Source organism: Ancylobacter rudongensis (genome assembly GCF_900100155.1).
In the GTDB taxonomy this organism is placed as follows: domain Bacteria; phylum Pseudomonadota; class Alphaproteobacteria; order Rhizobiales; family Xanthobacteraceae; genus Ancylobacter; species Ancylobacter rudongensis.
Genome location: NZ_FMTP01000012.1, coordinates 1 through 22,713, shown reverse-complemented (window position 1 = coordinate 22,713; position 22,713 = coordinate 1). Strand labels below are relative to the sequence as shown.

Genomic DNA, 22,713 nt, shown 5'->3' with positions numbered 1-22,713 from the left:
CATCTATTATCCGAGGATTTGTATCATCCCCCTTCCTCCAAGGGAAGGGGGAACCGTGAGGCACCGCGACAATCTGTGGTGGCCGGTTCGGGCGCCTGACGTAGCCCCATAGCGGAGAGATCCAGCACAAGCGGGCTCAGCAGTATGCGGGTCGCCTCGCCGCCGCGCGCAAGAATCTCGATGAAGTCCTCCTGGTTGGGCTGGCCCAACGCCAGTCGGTAGATCATGCGCTGCTCGCGAAGTTGGGCGAAGCGGCTCATGTCCCGGCCAAATGGACGTTCGAAGACGTGGCGGCTGATCTCAGCGTTCTCAAGCACCCACCAAGGTCGAAGGCCGCTCACATCAACCAGCTTCTCCGCCTGGCGCTGCAGGTGATGCCAAGCAGAGCCGCCCGACACAACCGCGTGTCCAAGAGCTTCTTCGCCCAACATATTCGAAAGTCGCCGCCTCACCGCCAGCCCGGCATAGCGCTGAACGCGACCTTCGCGCTGCTCAAGGTCGAGCGGGTTGGAGGACAAATCCCAATGGACGACATGCGAACACCAGGGATGAAAATCCAGACCTTCCTGCCCCACCGAGGTCGTTGCCAGCACGTGCGGCCAGAACGGCGTGTTGAAGCTTCGGCGAACTTCGTCCGGCCGCGCTGGCGCGGATGACGCGAGTGCCCCATTCACCTTGCCGGCCGGTTCCGCCTCGGCGTCGCCGAACGGAACAGCGACATGGGACCGTACCGGTATCTTGTGTGCTGGCCCGCCAACACTGTGAAAGCTAAAATTACCCGCCCGCAGGCCGAGCGAAGATTGCAAATCCTTGGCGAGGCCCGCTGCGCCCTCTGGAAGATTCTGCGCGCGAAGCCAGAAATGCTCGTCGAGGACACTTTCGAAACCGCCATCGACGACGGCGCCCATCACCTGATCGACCGCGTTCTTGCCCGGCAGGGACGACAGGATCACCGGATTGTCGAGATACGCGCGCAAGCCCTGCCAGCTCAATTGTACGAGTTCACCATAGCGCGCCGGATCAAGGATTGTCGGGTCATGGCGCAATAGCGCCCGACCGAGCACCACGCCCGGCGCGCCGATGGCATAGTCGACGAGATCGTCGAGTTCGGCTGGCGAGAGGCGCTCGATCGTCGGCGTCTGTCGCCATTTAAGGACAGCGGACCGGGCGCCGCGATCTTCACCGACGGCGCCGTTCCAAGCGGCGGCAGATTGTTCCGACAGCCCGGCCGCCCGCTCTATCGCGGCTAAGGTCCGGCCGATGGATCGGTGCCGTCGACGGGCCTTCACCGTGTCCTTCCCGATGATCCCCTTGGGAAGCGCCGCGAGAATCTGCCGCCTCACCTGCTTGCGGATAGCACCGACCGTCTCTCCCGCCTTCGCGAGCGGATCCGTATGCCGGATGAGCCATGGAGACGGATGAAAGGCGGCCATGACCGGTCCGGGAACGGCCGCCAGTTTGAAGCGACGCCGCCGATAGGCTTTCTCGTAGCCACCGCGTTGCTGGGGAAGGCATGACGCTTCGACGCCGAAACTCAGGAGCGCCGCCACGCTCGGCGGAGTCGCCCGAAACCGGCTGAACATCAGCAGCTTCGGGTCGGCGACTTTACCCTTCCAGCCGCCGGCAAGCGGCCACCATGGTAGGGATGGCGCTACCCACGGCAGGGATAGAAGTTTCGCCGGCGCTGCGGCGCTGAGCGCCCTGAGTTTGGCGTCAGGCCACCTCGCTGGCGCATCCAGCTTGTTGCGGCGCTCCCGTGTCATCTTCGTTAGCTTCGGCGCGGCCTTGATGGTTGCGAGCTTCCAAGCCGCGTACCGAGGCCCCAGGGATTGGGCCGGGAGTGGGACGGACGACCAATAGGGCAGCGCTTCGTATCGCACGTCTTCAGGAAAGCTATCCGCCAGATGCCGATAGATTTGGAAGTCTTCAGCTATCGGCTCCGCCGCAAGGAATTGCGTTCCAGCCAACGGATCGCCCGAGGCGACGCTGTCCCGCTCTGTCCTGGACATGACCGGTGTCAGCAGTGCGCGAAGAGCATCTCTGAGTCCGGCAGCCTCGTTGATCTCGATCTCCAGGCGGGGATCGGTCGCCTCCGCATGCACCGCGATGTCCCGCAACTTGTCGCCGAAATCAGAAAACAGAGACTTTGCGCGGTCACGGACATCGGAGCCGGCGAGAAACTCGATCAACTCCAGCAACTCGGCGTGCGCGAGTGCGCCCTGGGCTTCCTCCCATCGGGTACTGAGCAGCCGGTAGGGTGTCGCGCTGAGCAGCAGGATCGCTGGCCGAGCAACTGACCCGTGCGGCTCCAGCAGGGCCTTGAGGAGCGGGTCGGCGTCCTTCTCGTCCAATAGCTGCCTGTAACGCTGAAACTCATCCAGAATGACCAAATCGGGCGCCTGATGACGTAGGGTCGCCAGCGCCAGTGCCCGACGAAGATGACCGACGAAGGTGGTCGGTTTGAGCGGCTTTATCTTCCGCTCCTCGTCACCATACAGAGCTTGCTCGAGCCTTTCGCGCACGGGCTCTCCAAATTCAGCCGCCAGCGCCTCGCGAAAACGCCGTGTCAGATGCGGTGGCGCCGCGGCGAATTTCCTCTCGGCATCCTCGACCAGCCAATCCCAGGAATCGCCAACGCTCAGGCGCATTATGGCCGGATCGAGATCGCGAGCGAACGCCGGGTAAGCCCGGTCGAGCAGCACCTTGAGAAATGCCCGCTCCTCTTTTCTTCCGCCGGTCAGACGAGCACGCGCGCCGGGGAAGGACGTTGCCGGCGTCAGAGCATAGATCAGAACCGGCTTGTCGGGCCGCTTCGAGACGGCGATGAGGGAAAGGCGATCCGGCGTCGCAACGGCCGCCTTACGTTCCGGCTCGTCTAGGAAGCTGACGACGCGCCCCTTGTTCTGATGGGAGACCGCATGGCCGTTGGCGACGTAATAGATAACGAGAGGCCGCTCACCGTCTTCCGACATACGGCGCGCGACTTCCTTCGCCACGATGGTCTTTCCCAGACCGACTTCATCGGCCACGAGAAAGCGTCGGCGCCCGCCTTGATTCGCAAAGGCGGATAGCGCGGCATCGACGGCCGCTGTCTGGAACGGCTTGGGGACGCTCACCGACGCTTCCCCCTCCGCTCTTCGCCGAGGCCGACCCGCAGCTTGCCCCAAAGCTCCTCGAAGCGCCGCAGCATCGCAGCGGTTTGCGGGTCTTCCTGGCCGGCCTGTTCCAGCACCGCCGGCAGGTATTCTGAAACGCGGCGTTCGATTTCGCGAAACTTGTTCTGATCGCGCGACCAGGCCGCGAGCATCTCCTCCAGCGTCGGCAGTGCGGGGTCAAGCGCTGGATTTGCACCGGGGGCTGCACGATCCTGTTGCTTCTCGATCGTCCAGTCATCCTCCCCATCGCGGCCGTCGTCAGCCAACAGTCCTGCCAGCCAGAGAAGAAAGCCCCTCGCTCCCAGAAATCGCACGAAGGCCGCACGATCGCGCTCTTCGCCGAAAGGCGGGTCGGCAGGGGCGCGCTGCAGCCAGGAAAGCCCCTTCGCACCGCGGCTGACACGCAAGCGCACGAATTCGCTCCGTTCGGCAGGAAGCGTCGACCCAAGCGCCACCGTCGTCTGTCGCCGCGGCCATGCTTTGAGTTCGCCGTGCAAGGCACCGACTTCGAGCAGGATGTCGGCTTCCTCGGGATGCGGTCCATCGGGATAGAGATCGGAACCATGGACGAGACGGATTTCATCCCCGTCGATGCTGAGCGTGCTCGCCCACCGCGCTGCGACCTGCGCCCGAGCTCGCTCGAGCGCTTCTTCTTCCAGCGCCGCGGCGTCCGGCTGATATTCGGTATCCGGCGCCTCGACAATCCGCGCCGAGTCGAGCAACGCCTTCAGACCTTTCTCCAGAGCCTCGGTAATCTGCAACTCGGCGATGACCTCCGCGTTGCGGCCCGTCCACGCCCGCATGGTGGCGTTCGCGCTTCCGAGCCATAGGGTCCGCTTTCGTCCCGCGCGCACGAACAGCAATTTGGCATGGAGGCCTCGGCCGATCTCTGCCTCCTCGTCATCCGCAGTGTCTGCGTCAGATGCCGATCCGGTGTTCGCCTGCTCCGGCTCCGGGTCGCCGATGGGATAATCCGGCGCATCCAGCGCCAACAAATCGTCGAACGAGGAGAGCGACGGGCCGACCCGCTCGATCTCGCGCATGGTCGTTAGCAGCACGCGACGGGCGGGCTTCGGCCCCTTCGACACTTGTCCGGCCAAGAAATTCTTGTCGATGAACGGGCTAACGACGACGATTTCATCGGCCCCTGCCGGTGGAGCTGGAGCTTGCAGGCCTCCTGTCCCCGTAGACCAGCGAATTCGCTCGACGCGCACGCCGGCGGGCGCTCGCCACGGGATCTTCGTAACCGCAGTCGCGAGGGAAGCAGGCCGGACGCCCTTCAGCTCGGCACGCTCAGCTAACGCGCGTGCCAGATCGCCTGCCCCGGAGATGGGGCCTCCGCCATTCTCCCCTGACACCAGCAGAAGCCCGATGTCGCGGTTGACGCACTCGGTGAGATTTCGGCTTCCGATCCAGAGCCGCCAGCCGGTCTCGCCGCTTTCGCTCCGCGTCCGTATCAGCGCTGCCTTGGGATGCCAGCTATGGGTCGCTTCGTCGAAATCGACTTCCCGCACGAATTGGTCCAGCACCGCCGCGATCCGCGGCGTTCGCCGCATCTTCGCAAGCCGACCGCGCTGGATGATGATCCGCACCTTGCCGCGCAGGCGTTCAACGGCATCGGCGAAATCGGAGGGGCTCCCTCGCCCCGCCTCATTGTCCTTGCCGGCGAGGGCTAGCAAGGCCGCGCCGATGGATCCAAGGTCTGCCGAATAAGACGCCAGCAACGCCAATTCGACATTCTCGTCAGGACCGGGACGCAGGCCTTCCAGAAACGAAAGAGCTGGCCAACTGTCGATCGCGCCGCTCATTCGGGATCAGCCAGATCGTCGAGAAGCGTACTGACCTGCTGCCACCGGTAATGGAGGGGGCCGGCCAAGCCATGTTCATCGCTCGACCACTCGAGTCGCCGCGCCCGCCCATTGGGGGTCGGCGCAAGCCGTGCGCGCGGTCCCTTGCGCGCCTCGGCTGCGGTATAGACGTCAGAAAGCGCGACAGGATTCCCCGATCCCGCAGCAATCCAGTCCCTCGTCGCCGTCACCACAGCACGCAATTTCGCCGGCAGAGACCCAATGTCCGCTTCGAGCGCCGCTACATCGAGCCCGGCTGCGATCGGACCCTGCTCCGCGAGGATAACCCCGAGATGCTCGCGGTGACGGGCCGAGATTTGCCGCTTGTCGTCGATCTCGACAATCCGCTCCAGCAACGCGTCGTAGACGGCGCGGCCGATGCCCGCGAGACTAGCTGCCTGCCGCGCGCGGATGAGCGGGCCATGATCTGCGCTGGCGACGGCGTATGTTTCGTCGGCCCACATCTCTGCAGGAGCCGCTGCCTCGGTCCTGACAAGCCTTGCCAGCAGCGACAGTTCACGGCCGCCATTGCCGCGCAACTGCGCTAGGCGCTCACGCAGGAACCCGGCCTCCGCCTCCTTCAGACGAAGCGAGATATGTCCGCTCTGCCAATTCTTCGGACGATCGGGAAGTCGCACAAAAGGCGGCTCGAAGCTCAGGAGAGGCTGACCATCGTCGTCGCTGGGCGAGCCGACGGTCTTCAGTAAACGATGCGCCTGTCCACGAGAAATCGTCCGACCGTCCAGTCGCGGACGCAAGATCCCCCAAACCGCAAGCGCGTTCCAATAGACGGTGGACGGCGGTTGACTTGAGGGGTTTGGAAAGACGCGGCCGCCGATCACCTGGGCTTCGCCCTTGGCTTTCAGCCGTCCTGCGAGCAGTCTCTCGCGTTCACGCAAGGCGCGCTGCGCAGCCGGTCCGATTATACCCGCGAGATCCTCGAACAACCAGGGTACGAACAACGCGTAACGCGCGCGGGTATGCAGGACCGAGGTACCGGGAAAGAAGTGGTCGGCGTATCGCTGGTGTATCGTCAGGAAGCCAATCTCGTCGCGCACGCCCATGGACTCTTCGTCCATCTGCGCCTTCGCGCGAGCGAGCGCTTCACGCGAGAGATAGGTCCAGCCAAGCGCAGGTTCGATCGCCGGTGCGCGTCTTGTTCGGGATCGTTTCGCCGCCTGTCGCAATGCCTTAGCTCCGGAACCAGGACAGCGGCGGGACGGTCAACTTATTGCCGAAAGGCACGACATCCGTGAACTCGATCCAGGCGAGTTGGAAAGCATCAGCCATGCGCGACCTTTCCGACACTTCGCGCCAGCCATGTCGGGAGCTGCGGCGCCGCTGCGACCAACTCGTTGAATGCAGTGGGTGCAAGCTTCCGCTTCAGGGTTTGGAGAGCTGCCTCTGCCCCATCCGGTCCTAACCACGCCAGGGCTCGTATCGCCTCGCCCACGGGCCGCTGAGCCAGGGTGAGTTGCCATCGTGGCGCGTGGCGAAGCTCGACGATCTGCTTTCCAAGTCTCATCTTCCTGGAGCGCCCCGATGTCAGATAGACCGACCGGGCCGGCACCTGTGCGGTAAGTCCAAGACGGTTAGCAGCAGCCGCGCCGCTCGAGACGATGACCTCACCGCGCTGAGCAGCGATTGCCTCTACTGCCTGCTCCACTGACGGAGCCCTCGTACCAAACCGGCTAGTAACGGGCAGCAGGTACACACCCCGTCCAGCCCGAAGCAGTTGCCTCCGCTCGGCAAGGCGCGACAGAGCCTGATCCACCGCCGCCCGGCTTCCGAGATGGAGCAAGCTCTTGGCTGCGAGCGGCGTACCTTCAGGCAGCCCCTTCGCGTGCGAAAGAATCTGTTCGGTCAAGCGTTGCATGGCCATCCCCCTGTCAGAAATATGCGCGGATTTCTGACACTCTGCAATACGCGTGACTGCGGCCTTGTGCGGAGAGCACCCCATTTTACGAATGGGGTTGGCACCGATTGAAAGGGGAAAGTCTTCCCCTGTGGCCGAGCCCATCGGTCTCTGCCGACCCCTTCTGCGGGGAGACCCCGCAACGCCCCTGAGAGTGAGAGTGTGGACGGGTTCTCCGTGACGGGTTGAGGGTTGGAGGAGAGGCCTCCGGCGCCCGTCATGGAGACTAGCCATGACCCATGTGGAGATTCTGGACGCCGCTCTCGATCGCGCTGACGGCTACAAAGTGGATGTGAGCCGCGGCCAGCGGATCGGCCGGGTATCGTCAGAATGGTTCTCGCGGCCGGCGGACGAGCGTTACCTGTCCCTGTCGGACCTCTATGCCGCCGTTCGTGGCCGGACCGAACGGAGCCGTACCCGAACCGTCGAGAGTGCGGCGATCCGGGTAGACGCCAGCCGCGACGATGCCGAGCGCCTGGCGCTTATACTGCCCGGGTCGGATGCGCCGATCGAGCCCACCCATTGGAGCTTCGGCCAGCTCGCCGGCCTGGTCGGAGCGCCGGCGGCCTATTTGCGCCAGCTTCCGGCGCCGCTGGCCGGCATCAATCTGCAGTACGGCCTGACTTCTCATCGCGCCGAGCAGGTGAAGACGCTCGAGATCGAAGATGGCCGCGTTGAGCTGCGCGCCGTTACCGGGCCCGACTACGGCCGCATCTTCGACCACGAGTTGGTCGCGGCCGTGCAGCGCATTGCCGGCAATGGCACCGGCGACACCCGCTGGAAGGTGCCGGGCGTCCTCGACTGGTCGACCGGCATCTACAATCCGCGCGTCGACATCACCCAGGACACGACCACGCTCTATGCCTCCGATCGCGACGTCTTCCTCTTCCTGGTCGACGACCTGAACCCGATTGAAGCCGGTCGGCTGCCCGATGGCTCGCCCGACCTCTACTTCCGCGGCTTCTATTGCTGGAATTCCGAAGTGGGCGCCAAGACGCTCGGCATGGCCAGCTTTTATCTTCGTGCCGTTTGCCAGAACCGGAACTTGTGGGGCGTCGAGGATTTCGAGGAGATCACCATCCGCCACTCGAAATACGCCGCCTCGCGCTTCGCGCATGAGGCGGCACCGGCGCTGACTCGCTTCGCCAATTCTTCGCCGATGCCCTTCGTCAACGGCATCAGGGCGGCGCGGGAAAAGATTGTGGCCCGCACCGACGAAGATCGCAGCGACTTCCTGCGCAAGCGCGGCTTCTCGAAGACCGAGACGGCAAAGATCATCGAGACAGTGCTGGCCGAAGAAGGCCGTAAGCCCGAAAGCGTGTTCGATTTCGTGCAGGGCATCACCGCGGTCGCCCGCGACAAGACCCAACAGGACGCGCGGCTCGTTCTCGAGGCGCGGGCCAAGAAGCTTCTCGATCGGGCAGCCTGACCCACAGAAAGCCGGAGACACGGCTTTACGAGTCTCCGGCTCCGTGCCGTTCCCTCTTTCCTGATCGTCGGTCCCGCGGCGCTGCGCTTCGTGACGAGTTGATGCCGAGAGAGAGGCTTTCGGCGCTCGTCGCGGAGTACATCCCGATGGCTACCACTGTTCAGAAGATCACCCTCTCGCCCTCGCGCGACATTCCCTTCAACAAGCTCTTGCTCTCTCAGTCGAACGTCCGGCGGGTGAAGGCCGGCGTCTCCATCGAGGAGCTGGCCGACGATATCGCCCGCCGCGGCCTGTTGCAGGGCCTCAGCGTGCGCGCGGTCACCGACCAGACCGGCGCCCCGACCGGCATGTTCGAGATCCCGGCCGGAGGCCGGCGCTACCGGGCGCTAGAGCTACTCGTGAAGCAGAAGCGTCTCGCCAAGACCTCGCCGGTGCCGTGCATCGTCCGCGACAGCGGCATCGCCGAGGAGGACTCGCTCGCCGAGAATGTCCAGCGCGCGCCGTTGCACCCTCTCGACCAGTTCCGGGCCTTCCTGGCGCTGCGCGAGAAGGGGCAGTCCGAGGAAGATATCGCCGCCGCCTTCTTCGTCTCGGTCAACGTGGTGAAGCAGCGCCTGAAGCTGGCGTCGGTCTCGCCGGCGCTGCTCGACGTCTATGCCGAGGACGGCATGACGCTCGACCAGCTCATGGCCTTCACCGTCTCCGGCGACCACGAGCGCCAAGAGCAGGTCTTCGAGCGCCTGAAGGCTTCCTACGACAGGCAACCCTACGTCATCCGCCGGATGCTGACTGAGGGCGCGGTCCGCGCCTCCGACAAGCGGGCGCAGTTCATCGGTCTCGACGCCTACATCGCGGCCGGTGGCACGGTCCTGCGCGACCTGTTCCAAGGCGACGATGGCGGCTGGCTGCAGGATGTTCCGCTCGTGGACCAGATGACCGCCGACAAGCTGGAGGCGGACGCCGAGGTGGTCGCCGCCGAAGGCTGGAAGTGGATCGAAGTCGCGCCGGACTTCGCCTACGGCCATGCCTTCGGTATGCGCCAGCTTCGTGGCGAGGCCGTCGCGCTGACCGCCGAGGAGGAGGCAAGCCGCAACGCGCTTCAGTCCGAGTTGGACCGCCTTTCGGACGAATATCAGGACGCCGACGAGCTTCCGGATGAAGTGGATGAGCGCCTGTCGGAGCTGGAGACGCTGATCGAGGGTTTCGACAACCGTCCCGTGGTGTTCGACGCCGCCGAGATCGCTCGCGCCGGCGCTTTCGTCAGCATCGGCGCCGACGGTCAGCTTCGCGTCGAGCGGGGCTACGTCCGACCGGAAGACGAATTGCCGGCCGAGCCTGCGTCCGAGCCGGACGCGGACGGCGACGATGAACGCGCTATGGCCGCTGGCTACGAGGGCGACGAAGCCGTCATGACGGCGGAGCCCGACGCCGAGCCGGAGGAGGATGAGGGTCTCTCGCCCATATCCGACCGCCTGATGACCGAGCTGACCTCGCACCGGACGCTTGGCCTGCGCCACGCGCTGGGCGAGCGGCCGGACGTTGCCTTCGTCGCTGCCCTGCACGTTCTGACGCTGAAGACCTTCTACCACTACGGCTCGGATAGCTGCCTCGACCTCGATTTGAAGAGTGTCAGCTTCGGGACGCAGGCGCCGGGGCTAAACGACAGCGCATCGGCTGAGGCGATCCGCGTGCGCCACGAAAGCTGGTCGAAGGCGCTTCCCAAGGAATCGGCCGATCTCTGGGACGCGCTGCGGGAATGGGACGGCGACAGCCAGGCGGGCTTGTTCGCCCACATCGTCAGCCTCTCGGTGAACGCCGTGTATGAGCCCTGGAACCGGCGGCCCCGTGCTGCCGCCCATGCCGACCGGCTGGCCCAGACGGTCGACCTCGACATGGCGGCGGCCGGGTGGAAGCCGACCGTGGACAACTTCCTCGGCAGGGTGACGAAGGCTCGCATTCTTCAGGCGGTTTCCCAGGCGAAAGGGCAGCGCGCCGCCGATCGGATCGAGCATCTGAAGAAGGGCGACATGGCAGCGGAAGCGCAGACGCTGCTCGCCGATACCGGCTGGTTGCCCGAACCGTTGCGCACCGCCGATCGGGGCGCGTCGAATGTCGAGCCCACCGTGAGCAACGAATCTGTTGAGGCGGTCGAACAATCGACGGCAATCGGCGGCGAAACGGCCATGGCGCCGATAGATGCCGAGCGAATTATTTATTTTTATCAGCGAGTTAGATCGTGCTCTAGCGTAGTTTTGGATACGCCCGGATAGGCGAAAATCATTCCCACTCGATGGTCCCGGGAGGCTTCGAGGTCACGTCGTAGACCACGCGGTTGACGCCCTTGACCTCGTTGACGATGCGCGTCGCCACGCGGCCGAGGAAGGCCATGTCGAACGGGTAGAAATCCGCCGTCATGCCGTCCACCGAGGTCACGGCGCGCAGGCCGACCACGTAGTCATAGGTGCGGAAATCGCCCATCACGCCCACCGTCTTCACCGGCAGGATGACGGCGAAGGCCTGCCAGATCTCGTCATAGAGGCCGTGGCGGCGAATCTCTTCGAGGTAGATTTCGTCGGCGAGGCGCAGAATGTCGAGCTTCTCGCGGCTGATCTCGCCGGGGCAGCGAATGGCGAGGCCCGGCCCGGGGAAGGGGTGGCGGCCGACGAAGACTTCCGGCAGGCCGAGCTCACGGCCAAGCGCGCGCACCTCGTCCTTGAAAAGCTCACGCAGCGGCTCGACGAGCTTCATGTTCATCCGCTCGGGCAGGCCGCCAACATTGTGGTGGCTCTTGATCGTCACCGAGGGGCCGCCGGTGAAGCTGACGCTTTCGATCACGTCGGGATAGAGCGTGCCCTGGGCCAGGAAGGCCGCGCCGCCGACCTTCTTCGCCTCGTCCTCGAACACCTCGATGAACAGCTTGCCGATGGTCTTGCGCTTCACCTCGGGGTCGGTGACGCCTTCCAGCGCGCCGAGGAACATCTCGGAGGCGTCCACATGCACCAGCGGGATGTTGTAGGCGTCGCGGAACAGGGTGACGACCCGCTCGGCCTCACCCAGGCGCAGCAGGCCGTGGTCGACGAACACGCAGGTCAGCTGGTCGCCGATCGCCTCATGGATCAGCACCGCCGCCACCGAGGAATCGACGCCGCCGGAGAGGCCGCAGATCACACGCCCCTCGCCCACCTGCTCGCGGATGCGGCGGATGGATTCCTCGCGATAGGCCTTCATCCCCCAGTCGCCGCGCGCGCCGGCGATCTTGCGGACGAAATTGCGGATCAGCGCCGCGCCATGGGGAGTATGCACCACTTCCGGGTGGAACATGGTGGTGTAGATGCGGCGTGCCTCGTCCACCGCGATGGCGAAGGGCGCGTTCTCGGAGGTGGCCACCACCTCGAAACCTTCCGGCAGGCGGGTCACGCGGTCGCCATGGCTCATCCAGACGGGATAGCGCTGGCCGACTTCCCACACGCCGTCATAGAGCGCGCTCGGCTTGTGCACCGTCACCTCGGCGCGGCCGAATTCGGCGGCATGGCCGCCTTCCACCTCGCCGCCGAGCTGCAGCGCGCAGGTCTGCTGGCCGTAGCAGATGGCGAAGATCGGCACACCAAGCTCGAACGCCTCCTGCGGCGCGCGCGGGCTGCCTGCGTCCATCACCGAGGCCGGGCCGCCGGAGAAGATGATGCCGACCGGATTGAGCCGCCGCACCGCCTCGGCCGCGCTCTGGAACGGCACGATCTCGGAATAGACCCCCTCCTCGCGCACGCGGCGGGCGATGAGCTGGGTGACCTGCGAGCCGAAATCGATGATGAGGATGGTGTCGTGCTCGGCGGTGGCGGCGGTCGGTTCAAACTGGGTCATGACGGGCTCTATCTGGCGGGCTCTGTCTTGTGGCTTTCGGCGGCGCGGGCGGTCTCTGTTGCGTTCATTTATCCGGCTTGCTCACCGCGCACCATCAGGCTGATGAAGAAGCCATCAGTGCCGGTGCGGCGCGGCGTCAGCAGCAGCCCCTCGGGCCGCTCCAGCGCGGCGGCGCGTAGCGTCATGCCGCGCTCGCCCAGCGCCAGCACCATCTCGGCCGGCGGCACGAGACGGAAGGCGGGGTGGCGGTCGAGGAAGCCGCGCACCTGGCCGACATTCTCCTCGTCGAGCAGCGAGCAGGTGACATAGGCAAGACGCCCGCCGGTCTTCACATAGCGCGCGGCATTGTCGAGGATCGACGCCTGCTCCTTCATCCGCTCGGCGAGCGCGCCGGGGCGCATCCGCCATTTGGCGTCGGGGTTGCGGCGCCAGGTGCCGGTGCCGGTGCAGGGGGCATCGACCAGCACGAGGTCCATGCGGTCCTCAAGGTCTTCCAGCACGTCGGCCTTGCCGCGCGGCGAGCGGACCTGGACATTGTGGGCGCCGGCACGTTGCACCCGCTCGTGGATGGGCGCGAGGCGGCGCAGATCGTCGTCATAGGCGTAGAGCTGGCCGGCGCCGTCCATCAGCGCGGCCAGTTCCAGCGTCTTGCCGCCGCCGCCGGCACACAGATCTAGCACCTGCCCGCCGCGCGGCGGCGCGGCGAGGATGGCGGCGATCTGCGAGCCCTCGTCCTGAATTTCCACCAGCCCCTTGAGATAGGCGGGCTCGGAGGTCAGCGGCGGCGCCTTGCCGTCGGCTTCCAGCGCGATGCGCAAAGCCAGCGGCGACCAGCGGCCGGGAGCGGGCGACAGGTGCGCGATCAACTCGCCCGCCTTGTCGACATCGCCCTTCAGCGAATTAACCCGGAGGTCGAGCGGCGCGCGCTCGGCCAGCGCCGCGCCTTCCTCGGCGCGGGCTTCGCCGAACACGGCGGCGAGCGGCGCGTCGAGCCATTCAGGGTAGTCGCCGCGCACATGCGCCGGAGCGTCGTCGAGCGAGGCCTCCGCCAGGCTTGCGTGCTCGGCCTCGCTCAGCGGCGGCGGGGCAAAACGGGAGCCGTCGCACAGCGCCGCGATAGCGCTTGCGTCGAGTCCGCGGGCGACCTTAAGCATGCCGAGAACCAGCCCGCGCGGGCTCTCTTCCCCCATCCGCTCGCCCATGACCCAGGCGGCGGAGGCGCGCCGGCGCAGCGTGTCATAGACCAGCGAGGCCAGCGCCGCGCGATCGCCCGATCCGGCAAAGCGGTGGCTGCGGCCCCAGTCTTTCAGCACGTCGGCGGCCGGGCGGCGTTCGGCGAGGATCGTGCCGATCACCTCGATAGCGGCGGATAGCCTGGCAGCCGGCGTCATTTGAACTCCAGTATCAAAAAGGGCGTCACGGCAGGGCCGGCGCCAGCAGGATCGCCAGCGCGAACATGACCCACATCGCGAGCAGCACCAGCGCGCCGAAGGCGAAGGCGCCGAAGCGCCAGCCAATATGGTTGCTGGTCACATAGACGAAGGCGTGGACGATGCGGCTGAGCACGAACAGCCACGCCAGCACATGGAAAAAGTCGCTCGTCTGGCGCGTCGCCAGCGCCAGAATGACCAGCGCATAGAACAGCACCGGCAGTTCGAACTGGTTGCGGAAGCAGTTGCTGGCCTGCCGCACCTTCGGCGGCCAGCCTCTGTCATCAAGCACCACCTCCTCGCGGACGAGACCGCCCGCGCGGATGGCGGCGAGACGCACCGCCCCAAGCCGGAACAGCACGACAAAAGTGAGGGCGACCTGCACGAACACGGGCAGCAGAGTGGCAGTGACGTACATGGATCAGCCCTCCCTCATCGGTTGCGCGAAACCCGGCGCTCAGACAGCGCCGGGGTAGTTCGGGCTTTCCCGGGTGATGGTCACGTCGTGGACATGGCTCTCGCGCAGCGAGGCGCCGGAAATGCGCACGAACTTCGCCTTCTCGCGGAAATCCTGCAACGTGGCGCCGCCGACATAGCCCATGGCGGCGCGCAGGCCGCCGGCGAGCTGGTGCAGCACGCCGCCGACCGGGCCCTTATAGGCCACCTGCCCCTCAATGCCTTCCGGCACGAGCTTCAGCGTGTCCTTCACCTCGGCTTGGAAATAGCGGTCGGCCGAGCCACGCGCCATGGCACCCACCGAGCCCATGCCGCGATAGGATTTATAGGAGCGGCCCTGGTAGAGGTAGACCTCGCCCGGGCTCTCATCCGTGCCGGCCAGCAGCGAACCGATCATGGCGCAGTCGGCGCCGGCGGCCAGCGCCTTGGCCAGATCGCCCGAGAACTTGATGCCGCCATCGGCGATGACGGGCACGTTGCTCTTCCGCGCCGCTTCCACCGCGTCGAGGATGGCGGTGAGCTGCGGCACGCCGACGCCGGCGACGATGCGGGTGGTGCAGATCGAGCCCGGGCCGATACCGACCTTGATCGCGTCCGCGCCGGCATCGATCAGCGCCTGCGTGCCCTCGGCGGTGGCGACGTTGCCGGCGAGGATCTGCACGCTGTTGGACAGCGTCTTGATGCGGCTCACCTGGTCGAGAACCTTGCGCGAATGGCCATGCGCGGTGTCGACCACGACGAGATCGACGCCGGCCTCGATCAGCAGCTCGGCGCGACGATAGCCGTCTTCGCCGACCGTGGTGGCGGCACCGACGCGCAGGCGGCCCTGCTCATCCTTGGCGGCGTTGGGGTTGGTGACGGCCTTTTCCATGTCCTTGACGGTGATCAGGCCGACGCAGCGGCCTGCATCGTCCACCACCAGCAGCTTCTCGATCCGGTGGGTGTGCAGCAGGCGCTTGGCTTCGGCCTGGTCGACGCCCTCGCGCACCGTGATCAGCCGCTCCTTGGTCATCAGCTCGGAGATCGGCTGCGCCGGATTGGTGGCGAAGCGCACGTCACGATTGGTGAGGATGCCGGCCAGCTTGCCAGAGCGCCCGTTCGGGCCGCGCTCGACCACCGGGATGCCTGAAATGCCGTGGTTCTTCATCAGCGCCAGCGCGTCGGCCAGCGGCTGGTCGGGATGGATAGTGACGGGGTTCACCACCATGCCGCTCTCGAACTTCTTGACGAGGCGCACATGCTCGGCCTGCACCTCGGGATCGAGGTTGCGGTGGATCACGCCGAGGCCGCCGGCCTGCGCCATCGCGATGGCGAGGCGCCATTCGGTGACGGTATCCATGGCCGAGGAAAGAATAGGGATGTTGAGCGAGATGGTGCGCGTCACCCGCGAGCGGATGTCGACTTCACCGGGCATGACATCGGACAGGCCGGGCTTCAGCAGCACGTCGTCGAAGGTAAGCGCTTCCCGCGCGAGGCCGTCATAGACCGACATCGCCAACTCCCGATTGGGGGCAAGGGGAGCATGGCTCCGTACCCGCCCGATGAATGGATGGACGAAGCGGGAAGGCTTGGCAGAGAACGCCCGCTCGCTTCGAGTTGGCGAGGGCTCATACCATGGCCCGTCACGCTTTCCTAGGCATCTATCTCTGTGTCTGGCGCATTGCCGCTGCGCGCCGCACGGCCCCTGCGTAACCCGCCGGTGATGACAGATTTGTGCGTGCGATATCGATCGCCGGATGGCGGCGCCAGCGTTATAGCCGGAACCCGCCTGTCTCTCCCCCGCCCCGCGAATCCGGACCGGCCCGTGCGCTCCGAACGTCTCGTCCCGCTCATCGTCGCCTGCGCGCTGTTCATGGAGCAGCTCGATTCAACGGTGATCGCCACCTCCCTGCCCGCCATTGCGGCCGACCTCAACGAGGACCCGATCGCGCTGAAGCTGGCGCTGACCTCCTACCTGCTGAGCCTCGCTGTTTTCATTCCGGCGAGTGGCTGGTTCGCCGACCGATTCGGCTCGCGAACGGTGTTCCGCGCCGCCATCGTCATCTTCAGCGCCGGCTCGCTGCTCTGCGGCCTTGCCCAGGCGCTGCCGGACTTCGTCGCCTACCGCATCCTGCAGGGCATGGGCGGGGCGATGATGGTGCCGGTGGGGCGCCTCGTCATCCTACGCACCGTACCGAAGGAGGAACTCGTCTCGGCGCTGGCCTGGCTCACCATTCCGGCGCTGCTGGGGCCGGTAATCGGCCCGCCGCTCGGCGGCTTCATCACCACCTATTTCGACTGGCGCTACATCTTCTTCCTCAACCTGCCGATCGGCCTGCTGGGCTTCGTGCTGGTCAGCCGCTTCATTCCCGACATTCGCGAACCGAACGTGCCGCCCTTCGACATCAAGGGCATGATGCTCTCCGGCCTCGGGCTCGCGGGCCTCGTCTTCGGCTTCGCGCTGCTGGGCCAGCATGCGGTGGCCCCCTCGATCGCCTTCGCCGTCATCGGCGTTGGCGCGGTGTCGATGGGGTTCTATGTCCGCCATGCGCGGCGAACGATAAAGCCGATCCTCGATCTCGCGCTGCTGAAGATTCCCACCTTCTTCGCAGGCGTGGTCGGCGCCTCGCTGTTCCGGGTCGGCATCGGCGCCCTGCCCTTCCTGCTGCCGCTACTGCTGCAGCTCGGCTTCGGCCTGAGCCCCTTCGCCTCAGGCATGATCACCTTCGCCTCGGCCGCAGGGGCGATGACGATGAAATTCACCGCCGCCCCCATCATCAGAACCTTCGGCTTCCGTCGGGTGCTGGTGGTGAACTGCGTCATCGCGGCGGCGTTCATCGCGGTCGGCGCGCTGTTCCGGCCGGACATGCCCTATCTGCTGCTGATCGGCGCGCTGCTGCTCGGCGGCTTCTTCCGCTCGCTGCAATTCACCAGCACCAACGCGCTTTCCTATGCCGACATCCCCTCCGAGGCGATGAGTCGGGCCACCAGCTTCGCCAGCGTGGCGCAGCAGGTGTCGATTTCCACCGGCGTCGCGGTGGCGGCGCTGGTGCTCGACCTCATGCGCGGCTGGCGCGGCGATGGCACCATCGCGCTCGGCGATTTCAGCGTCGCCTTCCTGGTGGTGGCGGGAATCGCGGTGTGTTCGGTGTTCTTCTTCCTGCGCCTACCGGCCGATGCCGGCGCCGAACTCGCGCGGCGCCGGGTGAAGCCGGCGCAGGTCCCCGCGCCCGCTGGCGAGATGGGCAGCGCGGGCTAATCGACGGCGGACGCCGGATCGGTCGCCGCTTGTCGGCCCCTGAACCCCGTCGCCACCACATAGAGCTCGGACGAATCCGCCCGGCTCGCCTGCGGCTTGATGTGGCGCACGGCGGTGAAGTCGCGCTTCAGCTCGGCGAGGAGCGTGTTTTCCGTACCGCCCTGGAACACCTTGGCGATGAACGCCCCGCCCGGGGCCAGCACCTGGCGGGCGAAGTCGATCGCCAGTTCCACCAGCCCGACGATCCGCAGATGATCGGTCGCCCGGTGCCCTGTGGTGTTGGCCGCCATGTCCGACATGACAAGGTCGGCGTCGCCGCCGAGCATCTCCTTGAGCCGCGCCGGCGCCTCGTCGGTGAGGAAGTCCATCTGGGCGAAGTCGACGCCGGTGATCGGGTCGATCTCCAGAAGGTCGATGGCGACGATGTGCCCCCGGCCCTCCTCCATCTTCATCCGCTTTGCCGCCACCTGGCTCCAGCCGCCGGGGGCGGCGCCGAGATCGACCACGCGCAGGCCGGGGCGCAGAATCTTCAGCCGGTCATCGATCTCAATGAGCTTGAAGGCGGCACGCGAGCGCCAACCTTCGCGCTTGGCACGCGCGACATAGGGGTCGTTAAGCTGGCGCTGCAGCCATTTCTGCGAGGAGGAACTGAGCGAGCGGGCCTTTTTGAGCCGCACCTTGAGCGGCCGCGCCTCGCCGCCCTTGCCGGGCTGGGGCTTGTCGATCACGTCGGGGCTCCAGCCCTCTGACGCCACACACCGTCGGCACGCATCAATTCCACCAAAATTCCTTCCCGCAGGCCGCGATCGGCGACGCGCAGACGGTCGCAGGGAAAAGCCCGGCGCACCGATTCCAATATTGCACAGCCGGCCAGTACCAGATCGGCGCGCTCGACGCCGATACAGGGATTGGCGGCGCGCTCGGCGAACGGCATGGCGAGCAGCCGGTCGACCACCACCCGCACCTGCTCGGCACCGAGCCAGGTACCATCAACCTGCGAGCGATCATAGCGCGGCAGGTCGAGATGCACGCCGGCAATCGTCGTCACGGTGCCCGAGGTGCCGAGCAGGTGCAGCCGGCCGCAATTATGCGGCCCCACCGCGGACACGAAGCCGGCGAGGTGGGGGGTGAACTCGTTGACCATCGCCTCGAAATCGTCGCGCGTCACCTTCACGCCACCATGGCGCTCGGCCACCGTGACCACGCCGAGCGGCACCGACACCCAGGCGCGGATCACCGCCGCCGGCGGGCCGCCATCGTGCGTCTCCACCCGGTCGAGCCAGACCACTTCGGTTGAGCCGCCGCCAATGTCGAACAGCACCGCCCCGTCCGAGGTGGGATCGACCAGCGGCGTGCAGCCGGACGCCGCCAGCCGGGCCTCGGTCTCGCGGTCGACGATCTCCAGTTCCAGCCCGGTCTCGCGGGCGACGCGGTCGATGAACGCCTCGCCATTGACCGCCGTGCGGCAGGCCTCGGTGGCGATCAGCCGACGATCGACGATATGGCGCGATTCGATCTTGGAGGCACAGACCTTCAGCGCCTCGACCGCGCGGTCCATCGCCGCCTCGCCCAGCCGGCCGGAGCCGATCAGTCCCTCGCCCAGCCGGACGATGCGCGAGAAGGCGTCGACGACGCGAAAGCCGCTGCCGGTCGGGCGAGCGACGAGGAGCCGGCAATTATTGGTGCCTAGGTCCAGCGCGGCATAGCAGGGGTCATTGTTGCGCGGGCGCGCATTCGATCGCGGGTCGCGCCCCGCCGCACCGGAGGGCGCGCCGCCACAGGCCGGCCCACCGCCCTGGCGATGGCGCGCACGCGCCGGGGGCCGCTCGTCGCGGGCCGACGTTTCCGTCACCCGCTCCCCGGCCCACATCTGGGTCTCGTCGACCATTTCAGTTTCCCCGGCCGAAGCCGTCGACCCGGCCGCGCAGAAAGGCGGCCCAGGCTCGCATTGTTCAACATCTCGGGCGAAATGTAACATTCGCGAGCGCTGGCGCAATCGACTTCATGGCAGCCCGGCGCGGGAGGCGGGGCTGGCGGCGCCGCAAAGGCCCGCAGGGCAAGGGCGCGCCGCCCGTGTCACCGCGGCGACAAGGGGGGGGGCCTCTTCTGCCCCCCGCGCCCCCTCGTACCGATTCGCGGCCGGCCGGAGGCCGGTTCAGCCCTTCAGCGCCGGCAGCGCCTGGGCGATGCCGGTGATCGGCAGGGTGACGTTCACGGTCTGGCCATTGGAGAGGACGAAGCTCGCCACCACTTCCTTGGCGGTGAGCAGTTCCTTGCCGAAGGCGTCCTCGAACGGGCCGATGGCCTCGCAGCCGCCGCGGCTGCAGGAGGCGTAGTCGATCTTGCGCGGCTTGCCCTTGCCGATGGTGATCTGCACGCCATCCTTCAGCCGTACGCCGAGCGGGGTGCGGACCAGATAGGTCGGCGTCCCGGCCTTGTCCTGGCCGACCTGCCAGAGCAGGACGGTCTTCTTGGACTTGGCCTCCGTCACCTTCATGGTGGCGACGCAGGTCTTCTTGGCGCTCTTCTCGACGCTCGCGCGGCAGGTCACGACCCAATTGTCATAGGTGGTGGTTTCGGTGCGGACCGGCGGCTTGCCGTTGGCCGGCGCCGTCTGTGCCAGGGCGGCGGGAATGCCGGCCAGAAGGCAGGGCACCAGCAGCAGTCCGGCGGTCCGTTTGGCGAAAGTGGTCATGATGTCCTCCGGCGGATATCCCGGGCCCGTCGACAGCGGCTCTGCGCCGCCGATCGACGCCGCGGGGTGAGAATCACGGGTCTGTTGTGCCATTGCGCGGGGCACATGGCGAGGGGCAGTGCCGAGAGACACAGGGCGCGCAGCAAGGCCCGCTCGCCGGCCTGAAGCGGCACGGATGCCGGCCGCCCCCTCGCCGCTGCGGCAGAGGCGCGGCTGGCTGCGCGGGCGCGCCTGCCCCCGATTGCCTTCTATAAAAAGCAAAGGGCCGGCCACGAGGGCCGGCCCAGGCTTAACTCGTTGGCACGCAGCCGGGGCCGCGCGCCAGCCGACAGGACTTACCAGCGGAACTTGACGCCGCCCTGGCCCGCCCAACCCTGGACATCGCCGAAATTGTATTCGCCGGTGCCGAACAGGGCCACGCTGCCATTGAGATCGGCGGTGAAGCCGAGGCCGGCATTGAACCAGGTGCCGTTAATGTCGCTGGTGAGCACGGTGCCCGCAACATTGGTCTTGTTGTCGCCCAGGAACTCAGAGTTCACGTTGAAGATCGCATAGGGCGTGATCGTCTGGCCGGTTTCCATGACGAAGGTCGACTGGACCTGCAGGCCCAGGCGGCCGATGAGGGATTCCGCGTCGCCCGGCGAGATGTAGGTGCCGATCGAGTCGTAGTAGGAATCCTGGCTGGCGCTGGCATAGGCAAGCTGGGCCTGCGGCTGGATCACCCACCCGTTCGACAGCTCGAAGCCGTAGCCCATCTCGATCGAACCACCCCAGACGGTCGCGTCGGTGTTCGCCGTCACGTTGCTGCTGGAGGCGATGTCGAGATCGAGCACGTCAACCTTGCCGACGAGGTCAGTGTAGAAGCCGGCACCGGGAACCAGGCCAACCTGGCGGATCGAGGCGTAGATACCCGCGTTCCAGCCATTGATGTCCATGCTGGAGCTGCCGCCCCAGGACGTCCAGTCGCCGCCCACGTCGACGTCCGACCAGCCATAGCCACCGAAGGCGCCGGCGGTGATGCGCCAGTCATTATAGTCGAAGGTGTAGTCGCCGCCGGCCTGCAGGCCCCAGGTCTGCTGCGAGAAGTCCCACCCGCCGCTGACATCGTAGGAGAGATCCGCACCACCGCCGCGGCCCCACATCTGGAACTTCGGCGCCGGCACCGGCTGGTAAGCAGGAGCCTTTTCCACGGAAGCCTGGGCCAGATCGGCGTTGCGGCCTTCAAGCTGGTCCTGCTGGCGCACCTCTCCAAGCCGCTTATGCAGCGTGTCGAGGCCGGCATAGAAGTGGCGCTGCATGGCGGAAGGCGCCGACGCATAGCCGGTGGCCTGGGCGGTGTAGCCCGCGCGCAGGTACCAGTCGCCGGCGCCCGTGTCCTCGCTGGACCGGCTGAAGGTCATCTCATTGTCAGGGTCCTGGTACAGGCGGTAGGAGAACGCGCCTGCCATGACCTCGCGCTCGCCGCTGACCGTGTTGCGCGCCAGCTGGAACGCATCATCCGGCGAGACGCCGCTTTCGGAGACATCAACCACCTTGATGCCTTGGCCCAGACCCGTGCCGGTGTAGATGCCTTCGCCGGGATTGGTGTTGTTCACGTAGATCGTCGTGGTGCTCTCGGCGGCGACATTGCCGTTGATGACCAGAACGTCGGTCGGGCTGTCCGAGGCGCCTAGGTAGGTATCGATCAGCAGGTTGCCGCCGCCGACATAGTCACCATTGATGGTCAGGCGATCGCCCGCTACGTCGATAGACTGGCCGTCCACCGTGAGGCCGCTGTGCAGGGCGATGGTGCCCTGGTTGATGAAGGTCGCGTCCGGCAGAAGCGGGTCGGGCTCGCTGCCTTCGGTGTCGGACAGCTCGACCTGGGTGTAGGCGAGGCCGGTGGCGGTGGTACCGGAGACATCCAGCACGCCGCCGGTCTGGTCCAGCCACCCAGCATCGGCACCGGTGTAGATGGAACGATAGCCCAGTTCGCCGTCCTGCGAGGCCTCGAGAACGAAGGTGCCAGTGTCGAGATCGGCATTGATGTCCGAGAGGCGGAGATAGGAGGTCGCGTCGACCGCCACCAGCCCGTCGATACCACTGTTGCCGTTGAAGTTCACCCAGCGCTGGGTGAGTTCGAGATAGGATCCCTCGGAGACGCCGAGCTGCTGGAAGCGCTCGACATCATCAAGCGACAGCGTGCTGCCATTGGTGACGCTGAGCGTGTCGAAGCCGCGACCGCCGTCAATTTCCCCACCGATGAAGAAATTGGAGTTCATGTTGTCGAGACCCGACAGCACGACCAGATCGTCGCCGCTGCCGCCGCGGATATTGTCGAGGGAGATCCAGCTCCCCTCCGCATCCGTGGCGGCGATGATGATGTCGTCATCCCCCGAGCCACCGTCGATGTCGTCGATGCGGATATCACCACCGTCGGCGTAGAGGGCAATCCGGTCGTCGCCCGAGCCGCCGTCAACATCATCGGCGCGGATGTCGCTGCGCCGGTCGGTCGCCGCCAGGATGATGGTGTCGTCGCCCCAGCCGCCATCGACGTCGTCGACACGGATGTCGCCGCCTTCCGAAGCCACCAGCGCGATCACGTCGTCGCCGCTGTTGCCGTCGATATCGTCGCCGGAAATCTCGCCGCCTTCGCTCGCCGCCAGAACGATCCGGTCGTCGCCGGACGAGAACCAGCCGCCGTCGCCGGA

Annotated in this window: 15 protein-coding genes; 3 read left to right on the top strand and 12 right to left on the bottom strand. The window is 66.4% G+C overall.

Annotated features, from left to right (window positions below):
• Window positions 1–23: 23 nt before the first annotated feature.
• The 4 genes from BLO63_RS20285 to BLO63_RS21385 form a co-directional block, all read right to left on the bottom strand.
• On the bottom strand, window positions 24–3,116 hold the full coding sequence (locus BLO63_RS20285) for a C-terminal helicase domain-containing protein (protein ID WP_091444556.1): 3,093 nt from the start codon (window positions 3,114–3,116) through the stop codon (window positions 24–26).
• The gene (locus BLO63_RS20280) at window positions 3,113–4,963 is read right to left on the bottom strand and encodes a phospholipase D family protein (RefSeq protein ID WP_091444553.1); all 1,851 of its coding nucleotides are present in this window, start codon (window positions 4,961–4,963) and stop codon (window positions 3,113–3,115) included. The genes BLO63_RS20285 and BLO63_RS20280 overlap by 4 nt, the downstream gene beginning before the upstream one ends.
• On the bottom strand, window positions 4,960–6,189 hold the full coding sequence (locus tag BLO63_RS20275) for a DUF6361 family protein (protein ID WP_091444550.1): 1,230 nt from the start codon (window positions 6,187–6,189) through the stop codon (window positions 4,960–4,962). The genes BLO63_RS20280 and BLO63_RS20275 overlap by 4 nt, the downstream gene beginning before the upstream one ends.
• A 95-nt stretch (window positions 6,190–6,284) precedes the next feature.
• On the bottom strand, window positions 6,285–6,878 hold the full coding sequence (locus BLO63_RS21385; RefSeq protein ID WP_091444578.1) for a DUF6088 family protein: 594 nt from the start codon (window positions 6,876–6,878) through the stop codon (window positions 6,285–6,287).
• A gap of 271 nt (window positions 6,879–7,149) precedes the next feature.
• Between BLO63_RS21385 and BLO63_RS20265 the strand changes: the two genes are divergently transcribed.
• Both BLO63_RS20265 and BLO63_RS20260 read left to right on the top strand, forming a co-directional pair.
• On the top strand, window positions 7,150–8,346 hold the full coding sequence (locus BLO63_RS20265; protein WP_091444548.1) for a DUF932 domain-containing protein: 1,197 nt from the start codon (window positions 7,150–7,152) through the stop codon (window positions 8,344–8,346).
• Between the two features lie 146 nt (window positions 8,347–8,492).
• A complete protein-coding gene (locus tag BLO63_RS20260) occupies window positions 8,493–10,616 on the top strand; it encodes a ParB/RepB/Spo0J family partition protein (RefSeq protein WP_162841864.1) in 2,124 nt (707 codons plus the stop codon).
• 7 nt (window positions 10,617–10,623) lie between these two features.
• Here the strand turns inward: BLO63_RS20260 and guaA are convergent, their stop codons facing one another.
• The 4 genes from guaA to guaB form a co-directional block, all read right to left on the bottom strand.
• A complete protein-coding gene (guaA, locus tag BLO63_RS20255; RefSeq protein ID WP_091444544.1) occupies window positions 10,624–12,204 on the bottom strand; it encodes a glutamine-hydrolyzing GMP synthase in 1,581 nt (526 codons plus the stop codon).
• Between the two features lie 68 nt (window positions 12,205–12,272).
• Window positions 12,273–13,595, bottom strand: coding sequence for an RsmB/NOP family class I SAM-dependent RNA methyltransferase (locus BLO63_RS20250; protein ID WP_091444541.1), 1,323 nt, complete (start codon window positions 13,593–13,595; stop codon window positions 12,273–12,275).
• Window positions 13,596–13,620: 25 nt separating this feature from the next.
• On the bottom strand, window positions 13,621–14,052 hold the full coding sequence (locus BLO63_RS20245; RefSeq protein WP_091444540.1) for an MAPEG family protein: 432 nt from the start codon (window positions 14,050–14,052) through the stop codon (window positions 13,621–13,623).
• Between the two features lie 39 nt (window positions 14,053–14,091).
• Complete coding sequence (guaB, locus tag BLO63_RS20240) at window positions 14,092–15,582, bottom strand: IMP dehydrogenase (RefSeq protein ID WP_091444538.1); 1,491 nt, start codon at window positions 15,580–15,582, stop codon at window positions 14,092–14,094.
• Window positions 15,583–15,894: 312 nt separating this feature from the next.
• On the opposite strand from guaB, the gene BLO63_RS20235 reads away from it, so the two are divergent.
• A complete protein-coding gene (locus BLO63_RS20235; RefSeq protein ID WP_091444535.1) occupies window positions 15,895–17,328 on the top strand; it encodes an MFS transporter in 1,434 nt (477 codons plus the stop codon).
• Here the strand turns inward: BLO63_RS20235 and BLO63_RS20230 are convergent.
• The 4 genes from BLO63_RS20230 to BLO63_RS20215 form a co-directional block, all read right to left on the bottom strand.
• Entirely contained in the window at window positions 17,325–18,056 is a 732-nt protein-coding gene (locus BLO63_RS20230; protein ID WP_091444533.1) for an RlmE family RNA methyltransferase, read from the bottom strand. The two genes, BLO63_RS20235 and BLO63_RS20230, sit on opposite strands and share 4 nt — an antisense overlap.
• Complete coding sequence (locus BLO63_RS20225; protein WP_091444530.1) at window positions 18,053–19,216, bottom strand: Ppx/GppA phosphatase family protein; 1,164 nt, start codon at window positions 19,214–19,216, stop codon at window positions 18,053–18,055. The genes BLO63_RS20230 and BLO63_RS20225 overlap by 4 nt, the downstream gene beginning before the upstream one ends.
• Window positions 19,217–19,483: 267 nt before the next feature.
• The gene (locus BLO63_RS20220) at window positions 19,484–20,023 is read right to left on the bottom strand and encodes an invasion associated locus B family protein (protein WP_091444527.1); all 540 of its coding nucleotides are present in this window, start codon (window positions 20,021–20,023) and stop codon (window positions 19,484–19,486) included.
• Window positions 20,024–20,358: 335 nt separating this feature from the next.
• Window positions 20,359–22,713: autotransporter family protein (locus BLO63_RS20215; protein WP_091444524.1), on the bottom strand; the 2,355-nt coding region annotated here is incomplete at its 5' end.